This is a genomic window from Nocardia sp. NPDC057353 (assembly GCF_042667085.1).
In the GTDB taxonomy this organism is placed as follows: domain Bacteria; phylum Actinomycetota; class Actinomycetes; order Mycobacteriales; family Mycobacteriaceae; genus Nocardia.
The window spans coordinates 189,320-201,796 of record NZ_JBHVAK010000004.1; the positions used below are offsets into that span (position 1 = coordinate 189,320).

Annotated in this window: 12 protein-coding genes and 1 pseudogene; 11 read left to right on the top strand and 2 right to left on the bottom strand. The window is 71.5% G+C overall.

What is annotated here, in order from left to right:
* The 9 genes and pseudogenes from ACFUUZ_RS03830 to ACFUUZ_RS03870 all read left to right on the top strand — a co-directional run.
* Positions 1 to 1,000: pseudogene (locus ACFUUZ_RS03830) on the top strand (hypothetical protein); the annotation flags it as partial.
* A gap of 73 nt (positions 1,001 to 1,073) precedes the next feature.
* Positions 1,074 to 1,763, top strand: a complete 690-nt coding sequence (locus tag ACFUUZ_RS03835) for an HAD family hydrolase (protein ID WP_378692235.1) — start codon at positions 1,074 to 1,076, stop codon at positions 1,761 to 1,763.
* Positions 1,764 to 1,877: 114 nt separating this feature from the next.
* Positions 1,878 to 2,741, top strand: a complete 864-nt coding sequence (locus ACFUUZ_RS03840) for an arpA protein (RefSeq protein WP_378692237.1) — start codon at positions 1,878 to 1,880, stop codon at positions 2,739 to 2,741.
* A gap of 27 nt (positions 2,742 to 2,768) precedes the next feature.
* On the top strand, positions 2,769 to 3,596 hold the full coding sequence (locus ACFUUZ_RS03845) for a class I SAM-dependent methyltransferase (RefSeq protein ID WP_378692239.1): 828 nt from the start codon (positions 2,769 to 2,771) through the stop codon (positions 3,594 to 3,596).
* Positions 3,593 to 5,410: a choline/carnitine O-acyltransferase gene (locus tag ACFUUZ_RS03850; protein ID WP_378692241.1), complete on the top strand. Its 1,818-nt coding sequence runs from the start codon at positions 3,593 to 3,595 to the stop codon at positions 5,408 to 5,410. The genes ACFUUZ_RS03845 and ACFUUZ_RS03850 overlap by 4 nt, the downstream gene beginning before the upstream one ends.
* Before the next feature lie 70 nt (positions 5,411 to 5,480).
* On the top strand, positions 5,481 to 5,744 hold the full coding sequence (locus ACFUUZ_RS03855; protein ID WP_067659283.1) for a phosphoribosyl-ATP diphosphatase: 264 nt from the start codon (positions 5,481 to 5,483) through the stop codon (positions 5,742 to 5,744).
* A gap of 64 nt (positions 5,745 to 5,808) precedes the next feature.
* On the top strand, positions 5,809 to 6,660 hold the full coding sequence (hisG, locus tag ACFUUZ_RS03860) for an ATP phosphoribosyltransferase (protein WP_378692243.1): 852 nt from the start codon (positions 5,809 to 5,811) through the stop codon (positions 6,658 to 6,660).
* Between the two features lie 100 nt (positions 6,661 to 6,760).
* Positions 6,761 to 6,889, top strand: coding sequence for a hypothetical protein (locus tag ACFUUZ_RS03865; RefSeq protein WP_378692245.1), 129 nt, complete (start codon positions 6,761 to 6,763; stop codon positions 6,887 to 6,889).
* On the top strand, positions 6,889 to 8,067 hold the full coding sequence (locus tag ACFUUZ_RS03870; protein ID WP_378692247.1) for a YeiH family protein: 1,179 nt from the start codon (positions 6,889 to 6,891) through the stop codon (positions 8,065 to 8,067). The genes ACFUUZ_RS03865 and ACFUUZ_RS03870 overlap by 1 nt, the downstream gene beginning before the upstream one ends.
* On the opposite strand, the gene ACFUUZ_RS03875 is transcribed toward ACFUUZ_RS03870, so the two are convergent.
* A complete protein-coding gene (locus tag ACFUUZ_RS03875; RefSeq protein ID WP_378692249.1) occupies positions 8,035 to 8,904 on the bottom strand; it encodes a RecB family exonuclease in 870 nt (289 codons plus the stop codon). The two genes, ACFUUZ_RS03870 and ACFUUZ_RS03875, sit on opposite strands and share 33 nt — an antisense overlap.
* An 86-nt stretch (positions 8,905 to 8,990) precedes the next feature.
* Between ACFUUZ_RS03875 and ACFUUZ_RS03880 the strand changes: the two genes are divergently transcribed.
* Positions 8,991 to 9,824 (top strand): tRNA (adenine-N1)-methyltransferase, encoded by an 834-nt coding sequence (locus ACFUUZ_RS03880; protein WP_378692251.1) that lies wholly within the window; start codon positions 8,991 to 8,993, stop codon positions 9,822 to 9,824.
* A gap of 130 nt (positions 9,825 to 9,954) precedes the next feature.
* On the opposite strand, the gene ACFUUZ_RS03885 is transcribed toward ACFUUZ_RS03880, so the two are convergent.
* Positions 9,955 to 10,458 (bottom strand): hypothetical protein, encoded by a 504-nt coding sequence (locus tag ACFUUZ_RS03885; protein ID WP_378692253.1) that lies wholly within the window; start codon positions 10,456 to 10,458, stop codon positions 9,955 to 9,957.
* A 210-nt stretch (positions 10,459 to 10,668) separates the two neighbouring features.
* Here ACFUUZ_RS03885 and arc point away from each other — a divergent pair, with 210 nt between their 5' ends.
* On the top strand, positions 10,669 to 12,429 hold the full coding sequence (gene arc, locus ACFUUZ_RS03890) for a proteasome ATPase (RefSeq protein ID WP_378692255.1): 1,761 nt from the start codon (positions 10,669 to 10,671) through the stop codon (positions 12,427 to 12,429).
* Positions 12,430 to 12,477 lie beyond the last annotated feature (48 nt).

A 12,477-nucleotide genomic window follows, 5' to 3' on the forward strand; every position in this document is an offset into this window, starting at 1 on the left:
TGCGGACAGCGGGGCCGCGTCGGGCACTGCGAACAGCGGGGCCGCCCCGGGCACCGCGGACAAAGGGGCCGCGTCGGGCACCGCGGACGGCAAGGCCGCGGTGAGCGGTACTTCCGCGGGCACCGCGCCGGGGGGATCCACCTCGGACGGAGTCCGGGCCGAGGCGAGCGCGCCCGGCGCGGACTCCGCCGGACCCGGCGCCATCGGCTCGGCGACGCCGGGCGCGGCGAGCCTCGGCCGGGTCGGCAACGCTTCGGCAGGCGCCGCAAACAGCTACCCCTCGCCCTCCGCCGGTCCCGGCACCCCGGACCCCGCCACCACTGCCCTCCCGTCCACTCCGGATCCCACCACGGCGCTCCCGGCCACCGCGGGCGACGAGCCCTACACCCCGGACTACGCCGCCTTCGCGGCCGCCGCCCGCCCGACTCCGCTGGAGTACACCCCGCCCCGCCCCGACCCCGCGGCGGGCAAGCGCCTCCAGCTGACGGCGCTCGGCGCCATCGCCGTGGCCGTGATCGTGCTGGCGGGTGTCCTGATCGCGCTGATCGCCCGCGGTACCGGTGACGACGACCAGCAGGCGGCGCCACCCGCGCCGAGCCCGTCGGCCGTGACCACCGAAGCCCCGGCCCCCAGCACCCCTGCCCCCGCCCCGGCCCCGCCCACCTCGAACGCCCCGGCCCCGCAGAACGGCCCGCCGACCCCGGAGCAGCAGGCCCAGTTCGTTCAGGGCTACTACGGCATGCTGCCAGGCGACATCAACGGCGCCTGGGCGCAGCTCTCCCCTGGGTACCAGGCGCAGACCGGCGGCTTCGGTGAATACTCGCAGTTCTGGTCGACGATCCGCGGCGTGCGGGTCGGCTCGGTGACCCCGTCCGGCCCGGACACGGTGGTGGCGAACCTGACCTACACCCTCGCCTACGGCGGCACCAGCTCGGAGAGCCGCTGGTTCCGGGTGACCAACGAGGGCGGCCGCCTCCTGATCTCCGGCTCCGGCCTCTGACCGGCACCGGTACGGCCGTCCCGATAGGCTGGCCGCGGCGGCCGCCCGGCCGCCGCGAGGGAGGCTGACCGCGATGACCCGACCGGCGGGTGTGCTCTGGGACATGGACGGCACCCTGCTCGACTCGGAGAAGCTCTGGGACGTCGCGGTGCGGGAACTGGCCCGCGCGCACGGCCACGAGATGACCGACGAGATCAGGCACGCGCTGATCGGCGCCTCCGGCCCGAACGCGCTGCGCATCATGTTCACCGGCCTCGGCATCGAGCCCACCCCGGCCGCGCTGCAGGCGGCGGGGGAGTTCCTGGAGCGCCGGGTCACCGAGCTCATGACCGGCCCGATCCCCTGGCGGCCCGGCGCGGTCGAGGCGCTGGCGATGATCCGGGCGGCGGGGGTACCGACCGCCCTGGTCACCAATACCAAGCGATCACTGACCGAACTCGCGTTGAATACGCTCGGCCGGTCGAACTTCGCGGTCACCGTCTGCGGCGACGAGGTGCCGCACGGCAAACCGGAGCCCGACGTCTACCTGCGCGCCGCCGAACTCCTCGGCGCCGACCCGCGCGATTGCGTCGCCGTGGAGGACTCGGTGACCGGTTCCGCCGCGGCCGCCGCGGCGGGCTGCGCGGTCCTGGTCGTGCCCTGCGAGATTGCCGTTCCCGCGGCACCCGGATTGATTTTCCGGGAATCGCTGGTCGGCCTCTCGATGGCTGATCTGGCGGCTGTGTGCGCCGCCGCCGAACGTGAGCCCGCCGCCCGCCCGTAGCGAGAGTTACTGCGCGGCAACAGGAATATCCGCACGTCGGGGGTGTGACAGTAGTCACCGGGGTTCTCGGCGAATCCCGGGCGTGTTCCCGGCGCGCCGCGCCACAATATCGCCATGACGGTGATGGGGGTCCTCGACGAAATCGTCGATACCGCACGGTATCCGCTGGCCGATCCGCAGGGGGAGGGGTGGCGCGCCGCGGTCGGCGCGGCCCGTGCCGAACTCGCCGCCACCGGCTGCCACGTGCTGCGCGAGTTCGTCCGGCCGGAGCTGGTCGAGGTGCTGCGCGCGCAGGGCGAGGCCATCGCGCCGGACGCCTACTACAAGGTGGAGCGGGTCAACGCCTACAACATCCCGCTCGATACCGAACTGCCGCAGGACCATCCGGGCGCCATCGTGCTGGAGCGCGGCAATGCCTTCGTGCCCCGCGACCGCATCCCGGCCGACGCGCTGATCCACCGGCTGTACGTGAGCGAGGTCTTCCAGCGCTTCGTCGCCGACTGCTTCGGGCTGCCCGGGCTGCACGAGTTCGCCGACCCGCTGGCCGGGCTCTGCCTGAACGTGGTGGCGCCGGGGATGTCGCACCCGTGGCACTTCGACACCAACGAGTTCACCGTCAGCATGCTCACCCAGCCCGCCGAGCAGGGCGGGGTGTTCGAGTTCTGCCCGAACATCCGCACCCCGGAGGCGGAGAACCTGGACGACGTGCGCGCCGTGCTCACCGGCACCGGCGACCACCTCGTGCAGCGGCTCGACCTGCGCCCCGGCGATCTGCAGCTCTTCCAGGGGCGCTTCTCCCTGCACCGCGTCTCCCCGGTTTCCGGCGCGGTGCAGCGGCATTCGGCGATCTTCGCCTACACCGACCGGCCCGGTGTGATCGGCACCGTGGAACGGACCCGGCAGCTTTTCGGCCGGGTGCTGCCGGACCATGTCGCCGCGGCGGCCGCCGTCGTCCGCGGCGATCGATTACTCGATTGATCCTGGCTCGACCGAGAGGAACGCACAGTGCCGGTACCCTTGCACACGACCGGGAAAGCCTCCTTCGACCACATCTACGACCGCCCCGATCCCCGTGAGTACTACCGGCGGATGTCGGAGCTGGGCTATTCGATTCCGGACTCGGCCGCGCCCTTCTTCCAGCAGCAGCTCCGCGAATACCGGGCCTCGGCCCGGGTCGCGGTGCCGACGGTGCTCGACATCGGCTGCTCCTACGGGGTGAACGCGGCGCTGCTGCGCTTCGGCAGCAGCGTCGCCGAGCTGGCCGAGAGCTACGCGGGCACCACCGACCGGGACTCCGCGCTCGCGCTGGACAAGGGCAGGGCCGAGGTGCCGAACGTGCACGCCCGGTTCCTCGGGATGGACGCCTCGCGCCCGGCGCTGGAGTACGCCGCCGAGGCCGGGCTGCTGGACGAGGTGGTGCACGCCGACCTGGAGTCGGCCGATCCGGACGAGGACCAGCGCGAGGTGCTGGCCCGCGCCGACCTGGTGATCTCCACCGGGTGCATCGGGTATGTCACCGAGAAGACGCTGGTGCGGGTGGCCACCGCGCACCCGCGCCGCAGGCCGTGGATGGCACACTTCGTGCTGCGCATGTTCGACTACGGTCCGGTCGCCGCGGAGCTCGCGGCGCTCGGGTACCGCACCGAGCAGGTGCCCGGACTCCACGCACAGCGGCGCTTCGCCTCCGCCGACGAGCAGGCGCAGGTGTTGAAGGCGTTGGCGGACAAGGGCATCGATACCACCGGGTACGAGGCCGAAGGATCGCTGTATGCGACCCTTCATCTCTCCCGACCGTTACCGGAACACTCCGCCGACCCCGAGGACCACTCGTGACACGCACCTTCGCCGCCGAGGATCAGCTGCCAAGGGTGCCGCTGCCCACCCTGGAGGACAGCGCCGCCCGGTTCCTGGAGTGGAGCGCCCCGCTCCTCACCGACGACGAGCGCGCCGCCACCGAGGCCGCCGTGGCCGACCTGCTCCGCCCGGACGGGCCGGGCCGCGCCCTGCACGCCGCGCTCGCCGAGTACGACGCCACCCCCGGCGTCGGCAGCTGGCTGGACCTGTTCTGGCCCTCGCGCTACCTGGGCCGCCGCGACCGCATCGCGCTGAACGCGAACTTCTTCTTCCTGTTCCGCGACGACACCCCGCTCGCCGCCTCCACCTCGGCCGACCAGGCCGAGCGCGCCGCCGCCATCACGCTCGCCGCGGTGGACTACAAGCTCGCGCTGGACGCCGAGGAGATCCCGCCGGTCACCCAGCGCGGCAACCAGCTCTCCATGTGGCAGAACAAGTACCTGTTCTCCGAGACCAGGATCCCGGGCGCGGAGCAGGACACGGTGCGGGTGCCGTACTCCGACGAGCACCCCGGCCCCTCCACCGCGCGGCACATCCTGGTCTTCCACCGCGGCAATGCCTTCCGCCTCGACGTGGTCGGCCCGGACGGCGCGCCGTACTCGGCCGAGGACATCACCGACGGGCTGCGCGCGGTGCTCAAGGCAGGCGCCAAGGCCGCGGCCACCGACACCGCGGTCGGGCACCTGACCACCAAGGCGCGCGCGGAGTGGGCGGTGAGCCGGGCCGAGCTGCTCGCCGACCCGGGCAATGCCGCCTCGATCGAGGCCATCGAGTCCGCGCTCTTCGTGGTCGCGCTGGAGGACTTCGCCCCGGCCGACGAGCAGCAGGCCAGCGACCAGCTGCTGCACGGCGACAGCGGCAACCGGTACTTCGACAAGGCGGTGACCTTCGTGGTCTTCGCCGACGGCCAGGCCGGGATCAATGTCGAGCACTGCGGGCTGGACGGCACCACCATCCTGTCCTTCGTCGACACCCTGCTCGGCACCCCGCTGGCCGAGCACGCGGAGCGCTCCGGGGCGCGCGGGCAGGGGCTGCCGCCGGTCGAGCCGATCGAGTTCACCCTGACCGCCGCGCAGCGCGCCGACATCGCGGCGGCCGCCGCCGATTTCGCCGCCTACGCCGCGGCGAACGCCACCCAGGTGGTCTCCTTCGACGACTTCGGCACCGAGGCGGCGAAGAAGCTCAAGATCAGCCCGGACGCCTTCGCGCAGCTCAGCTACCAGATCGCGCACCGGCGCAGCAAGGGCTTCACCGGCGCCACCTACGAGTCCATCGCGACCAGGCAGTGGCGCAACGGCCGCACCGAGGCCATGCGGGTGATCACCCCGGAGATCATCGCCTTCGTCGACACCTTCGAGGACGCGGGCGCCGCGACCGAGGCCAAGCTGGCCGCCGCCAGGGCCGCCGCGGCCGCGCACGTGGAGCGGGCCAAGCAGTGCCAGGCGGGCGCCGCGCCGGAGCAGCACCTCTGGGAACTGGAGTGGATCCAGCGCCGCCGGGGCGCCGAGCTCGGCGTCACCGAGCCGCTGCCGCTGTACTCCAGCCCGGGCTGGCGGATCCTGCGCGACGACTACCTGAGCACCAGCTCGGCGCCGTCGGTGTACATCCGCCAGTTCGGTTTCGGCTCCACCAGCCCGAGCTGCATCGGCGTCGCCTACGTGCTGCTGCCGGATCGCTGGAAGCTCTACCTCGCCACCCCGCAGCCGGTGGCCGGGGAGATGCATGCCTTCGCCGAGCACCTCCGCACCGCCGTCGCGGACCTGCGCGAACTGCTGGCGACCGACGCGGGCTGACCAGGTCCGGTGCCGCGGCGGGCGTACCCGTCGCGGCACCGGAGCGGCCGGGTCTGAAAGAATGACCCGCGTGAAGAACTTCGAGGCCCTGTTCGCCGAGCTGCAGGACCGCGCCGCCACCCGCCCCGAGGGGTCGGGAACCGTGGCCGCGCTGGACGCGGGCGTGCACACCCAGGGCAAGAAGGTGCTCGAGGAGGCGGGCGAGGTCTGGATCGCCGCCGAGCACGAGAGCGACGACGCCCTCGCCGAGGAGATCTCCCAGCTCCTGTACTGGGTACAGGTGCTGATGGTGGGCCGCGGGCTGACGCTGGACGACGTGTACCGACATCTGTGACGGCACCCCGCCGACACCCGTCGACCGTCGAGAGCACATCACCCCACCCCGAAAGGACCCCACCGTGCTGCGCGTCGCCGTACCCAACAAGGGCTCGCTGTCCGAATCCGCCGTCTCCATCCTCGCCGAGGCCGGATACCGCACCAGGACCGATTCCCGCGACCTGACCGTGCTCGACCCGGCCAACCAGGTCGAGTTCTTCTTCCTCCGCCCCAAGGACATCGCGATCTACGTCGGCTCCGGCGAGCTCGACCTCGGCATCACCGGCCGTGACCTGGCCCTGGACTCCGGCGCGCCGGTGAAGGAGCGGCTGGCGCTCGGCTTCGGCCGCTCCAACTTCCGCTACGCCGCCCCCGACGGGCAGCCGTGGTCGGTCGAGCAACTGGCGGGCAAGCGGATCGCCACCTCCTACCCGAACCTGGTCCGCGCCGACCTGGCCGCGCGCGGGCTCAGCGCCGAGGTCATCCGGCTGGACGGCGCGGTGGAGATCTCCATCCAGCTCGGCGTCGCCGACGCCATCGCCGACGTGGTCGGCTCCGGCCGCACGCTGCGCCAGCACAACCTGGTCGCCTTCGGCGATTCGCTCTGCGACTCCGAGGGCGTGCTGGTCGAGCAGGCCGACTCGGACGGCGCCGACCGGGCCCGCAACCAGCTGGTGGCCCGGATCCAGGGCGTGGTCTTCGCCCAGCAGTACCTCATGCTGGACTACGACTGCCCGAAGCAGCTGCTGGACGAGGCGGTGCTGATCACCCCGGGGCTGGAGTCGCCGACGGTCTCCCCGCTGGCCGACCCGGACTGGGTGGCGGTGCGCGCGCTGGTGCCGCGCAAGCAGGGCAACGAACTCATGGACCGGCTGGCCGAGCTGGGCGCCAAGGCGATCCTGGCCACCGATATCAGGTCCTGCCGGGCCTTCTAGCCGCTCGTCAAGGATTGCGTTCTGCGGAAAGACAATCCGTGTGCCCGCGGGCGGGGCGTTGCTACGGTGCGCCCTGCCCGCTAGCACGAGGAGATCCGCCGTGTCGTCACCATCACCGCAGCCCGAGCGGTACTTCCCGCTGAACGAGGACTGGCTCGCCACCATCGTCGGGCTGGTCCTGCTCGTCCTGATCCTGGCGGGCGTCGTCCCCGGTTGGCTGGTGCCCTGATGAGCGACCTGGAGAAGCGGGACCCCGGCCCGGCGACCGGGACCGACGCGGCCGACCGGCGGCCGCCGACCGAGACGGACGCGACGGCCGGGGCCGAGCGGCCGGTGCGGACGCAGGACGTGCTGCTCGGCCTCGCCGTGGTGCTGGTGCTCGGCGCGCTCACCCGGTACCTGGAGCTCAACGTCCCGAAGTGGGCGGCCGACGGCACCTTCTCCCGGGTCGCCAAGGCGGTCGAGTTCCCGGTGTACGCCATCGCGCTCGGGCTCATCGGCAATGTGGTGCTGAGCAGCCTCGGGCTGCGCGACCGGCTCGCCGCCGGGTTCCGCACCGAGTTCTTCATCAAGACCGGCGTGGTACTGCTCGGGGCATCTGTCAACCTGAAGCTGCTGGTCACCGCGGCGGGCCCGGCGATCCTGCAGGCGCTGCTGCTGATCACCATCGTCTTCGGCTTCACCTGGTGGTTCGCCGGGCGGCTCGGCATCGACGACAGGCTGCGCGCGCTGCTCGCCTCCGCGGTCTCCATCTGCGGGGTGAGCGCCGCCATCGCGGCGGCGGGCGCGGTGCAGGCCAGGCGCGAGCAGATCGCCTACGCCGCTTCGCTGGTGATCCTCTTCGCGTTGCCCTCGATCTTCCTGCTGCCCTGGCTGGCCGATGTCTTCGGGCTCTCCGACGCGGTGGCTGGCGCCTGGATCGGCGGCAATATCGACACCACCGCCGCGGTGGCCGCCTCCGGCGCGCTGGCGGGCGAGGAGGCGCTGCAGATCGCGACCATCGTGAAGACCACGCAGAACGCGCTCATCGGGCTGGTCGCCATCGCGCTCACCGCCTACTTCACGCTGCGGATCGAGCGCGCCGAGGGCGCGGCCAGGCCCGGGCTCGGCGAACTCTGGGCGCGGTTTCCGAAGTTCGTGCTCGGCTTCATCGCGGCCTCGGTGATCGGCACGATCTATCTGCAGCAGGTCTCGGCGTCGACCGGCAAGGAGCACATCACGCTCGTCAACGACCTGCGCACCGTGTTCCTGATCCTGGCCTTCGTCTCCATCGGGCTGGAGTTCTCGGTGCGCGGGCTGCGCGCGGCGGGCCGCAGGCCGATCCTGGTCTTCGGCTCCGCGGTGCTCGTGAACCTCGTCGTCGGCCTCGGCCTCTCAATCCTGCTCTTCCGCGACTTCGAGGTCTGACGCTGCCTGCGGCCCCGGGTACGGCGGCGGCGTGCCGCCGTACGCGGGGCAGAGCGGCTTGAAATCGCAGTAGGCGCAGAGCCATCCGGTGCTCGGCCGGAAATCGCCGGTGCGCGCGGCCTCGGTCACCGCGCGCCAGAGCGCCGCGAGGGTGCGCTCGAACCGCTCCAGCTCGGCCGCGTCCGGGGTGTAGGTGAGCACCTGCTCGTCGGCGAGGTAGATCAACCGCAGCTCGGTCGGGACCACACCGCGGGTGCGGAACATCATGAGCGCGTAGAACTTCAGCTGGAACAGCGCCCTGGTCTCCTGGGTGACCCCCGGCGCCTTGCCGGTCTTGTAGTCGACCACCCGCAGCGCGCCGCCGGGCCCGGCGTCCAGCCGGTCGACGAAGCCGCGCAGCGGCACCCCGTCCGCCGACGCCGTCTCCAGCCGCAGCTCGCAGGATTCCGGGTCGAACGCGGTCGGGTCCTCCAGCCGGTAGTAGCTCGCCAGCAGCGCCGCCACCTCGGCGGCGAAGGCCGGGAACTCCGCCTCCGTGATCAGCTCGCCCGCCTCCGGCCGCTCCGCGCGCACCCGCTCCCACGCCGCGGGCAGCAGCGCCTCGGCGGCGGCCGGAACCCGCTCGGCGGCGGGCAGTTCGAAGAGCTGCTCCAGCACCGCGTGCACCACCGTGCCGCGCACCGCCTGCCTGCTCGGCGCCTCCGGCAGCCGGTCCACCGCGCGGAAGCGGTACTTGAGCGGGCACTGCTTGAAATCGGCGGCGCGCGAGGGGGAGAGCGCGAGCCCGGCCTGCTCCGGCGGCGGACCGGCAGGGGGCGTGGACACCGACAGCGACATACCTGGCAGGCTATCCGGCGGTACCGACACCCCGCGGCCGCAGACCGCGCGGCGGGGACCGGACAACGACCAGCGAACGGAGATCCATGACGGGCAGACGGACCGGGCCATTCACCATCGGGGACCGGGTGCAGCTGACCGATGCCAAGGGCAGGCTGCACACGGTCATCCTGGAACCGGGGAAGGAGTTCCACACCCACCGCGGCGCGATCAAACACGACGACCTGCTCGACGCGCCCGAGGGCAGCGTGGTGAACTCCACCAACGGCACGCCCTACCTGGCCCTGCGCCCGCTGCTCGTCGACTACGTGCTCTCCATGCCGCGCGGCGCCGCCGTCATCTACCCCAAGGACGCCGCGCAGATCGTGCACGAGGGCGACGTCTTCCCCGGCGCGCGGGTGCTGGAGGCCGGGGCGGGCTCCGGCGCGCTGACCTGCTCGCTGCTGCGCGCGGTCGGGCCGGAGGGCGAGGTGGTCTCCTACGAGATCCGCGACGACCACGCCGAGCACGCGGTGCGCAATGTGGAGCGATTCTTCGGCGAACGCCCGGCGAACTGGTCGCTGACCATCGCCGACGTGGCGGCCTACGACGGCCCGCCGGTGGACCGGGTGGTGCTGGACATGCTGGCGCCGTGGGACGCGCTGCCCGCGGTCTCCGGCGCGCTGGTGCCGGGCGGGGTGCTGATCGTCTACGTGGCGACTGTGACGCAACTCTCCAAGGTGGTCGAGGCGCTGCGCGAGCAGCAGTGCTGGACCGAACCGCGCTCCTGGGAGTCGCTGGTGCGGCCGTGGCACGTGGTCGGGCTCGCGGTGCGGCCAGAGCACCGGATGCAGGGGCACACCGCGTTCCTGGTCAGCGCGCGCAGGCTCGCCGAGGGGACGGTGGCGCCCAAACCGCAGCGCCGCCCGTCGAAGGGCTGAATCGCATCCGCGGAATTCGGGTGTTGGAATCCGTCCGCCGGGGAACAATGGCAGCGTGAAGACGCAGGGTCGCGGTGCTGGTGGTGCCGGGTACGGGCACGGAGCCCGGTACCCGGCACCGGCGCCGCGATCAGGTGCAGGGAATCATGGCGAAACCGAGCAGCGTGCAGGCCGTCGCGTCGGACAGCTTCCAGCTGCCGTCGACGTTCTCCCAGGTCAGCGGGGTCGCCGGGGCGGCGCCGTTGGGGGAGTTGATGACGGTCTGGCCGGTCGCGGTGGTACCGGCCACGGTCACGTCGGAGACCTGGAAGGTGAGCTTGCCGTACCCGGCGAGCGCCTGGGTGAGCTGGTCGATCGCGGCGGCGCGCTGCTCGCCGTCGACGATCAGCGCGGTCTTCTCCGCCGTCGGCGTGGCCGGATCGGCCAGCTTGTCCAGGGTGGCCTGGAGCTCGGCCGGGGTCGGCGCGGCCGCGGCGGCCGCGCCCGCCTGCGAGCTGGAGGCGGCGGCCGTGGAGGACGCGGCGGCGCTGCTCGCGACGGCACTGGTGCTCGTGGCGGCGGTGTCGGACGAGTCGTCCGAACCGCAGCCCGCGAGGCCGAGCGTAACGGCGGCGGCCGCCGCGACGGTAGCCACGGACACACGCAGTGCACGGGAAGGAAGGAGCATCTCGGCAACCTTTCGGCTTATCGGCGAGAGGGCCCGCCGGGGTTTTGTTAGGGCAGGCTAACATGGTGGTTCGGCGGCCGGTCGCACCGCAGATGTGATCACGACGAAACCATGTCGGACAGCGAGAACGGTTCGCGCCCGGTAGCGTTGATAGACCGGGACTGGGAGGAGCAGCACATGAGCCCCATCGAGAATTCGGATTCGGCGGCCTGGAGAGAGCTCGAGGCGGTTCGCGCCGAGGCGGCTGCACTCCGCAGGCAACTCGCCGATTCGCCGGATCGCGCACGCGAGTTCGAGGCCCGCATCGATTCGCTCACCATTCGCAACACCAAGCTGATGGACACCCTCAAGGAGGCGCGTCAGCAGCTGATCGCGCTCCGCGAGGAGGTCGACCGGCTCGGTCAGCCGCCGAGCGGCTACGGCATCCTGATCGGCGCCTACGAGGACCAGACGGTCGACGTCTTCACCTCCGGCCGGAAGATGCGGCTGACCTGCTCGCCGAACATCGACACCGACACGCTCGAGTACGGCCAGACGGTCCGGCTGAACGAGGCGCTCACGGTCGTCGAGGCGGGCAACTTCGACGCCATCGGCGAGATCGGCACGCTCCGCGAGATCCTGGACGACGGCCGCCGCGCGCTGGTGGTCGGGCACGCCGACGAGGAGCGGGTGGTCTGGCTCTCCGGCCCGCTGAGCAAGCTCTCCGAGGCCGACGACCTGGACGACCCGGACTCCCCGGTGCGCAGGCTGCGCCCCGGTGACTCGCTGCTGGTCGACACCAAGGCCGGGTTCGCCTTCGAGCGCATCCCCAAGGCCGAGGTCGAGGACCTGGTGCTGGAGGAGGTGCCGGATGTCGGCTACACCGACATCGGCGGCCTCGGCAGGCAGATCGAGCAGATCCGGGACGCGGTCGAGCTGCCCTTCCTGCACAAGGACCTGTTCCGCGAGTACGCGCTGCGCCCGCCCAAGGGCGTGCTGCTCTACGGCCCGCCCGGCTGCGGCAAGACGCTGATCGCCAAGGCGGTGGCGAACTCGCTCGCCAAGAAGATCGCCGAGGCCCGCGGCGAGGACGCCAAGGAGGCCAAGTCCTTCTTCCTCAACATCAAGGGCCCCGAGCTGCTGAACAAGTTCGTCGGCGAGACCGAGCGGCACATCAGGATCATCTTCCAGCGGGCCCGCGAGAAGGCCTCCGAGGGCACCCCGGTGATCGTGTTCTTCGACGAGATGGACTCGATCTTCCGCACCCGCGGCTCCGGCGTCTCCTCGGACGTGGAGACCACGGTCGTCCCGCAGCTGCTCAGCGAGATCGACGGCGTGGAGGGGCTGGAGAACGTCATCGTGATCGGCGCCTCCAACCGCGAGGACATGATCGACCCCGCGATCCTGCGGCCGGGCAGGCTGGACGTGAAGATCAAGATCGAGCGGCCGGACGCGGAGTCGGCGCAGGACATCTTCTCCAAGTACCTGACCGACACGCTGCCGCTGCACGCCGACGACATCGCCGAGTTCGGCGGCGACCGGACGCTCTGCATCCGCACCATGATCGAGCGGGTCGTGGACCGGATGTACGCGGAGAGCGAGGACAACCGCTTTCTGGAGGTCACCTACGCCAACGGGGACAAGGAGGTCCTGTACTTCAAGGACTTCAACTCCGGCGCCATGATCCAGAACATCGTGGACCGGGCCAAGAAGTACGCCATCAAGGCGGTGCTCGACACCGGCAACCCCGGGCTGCGCATCCAGCACCTCTACGATTCGATCGTGGACGAGTTCTCCGAGAACGAGGACCTGCCCAACACCACGAATCCGGACGACTGGGCGCGGATCTCCGGCAAGAAGGGTGAACGGATCGTCTACATCCGCACGCTCGTCACCGGCAAGAACGCCAGTGCCAGCCGGGCCATCGACACCGAGTCGAACACCGGTCAGTACCTGTAGGTCCTGACCAGACGACGATGGCCGCGATCCGGTGGATCGCGGCCATCG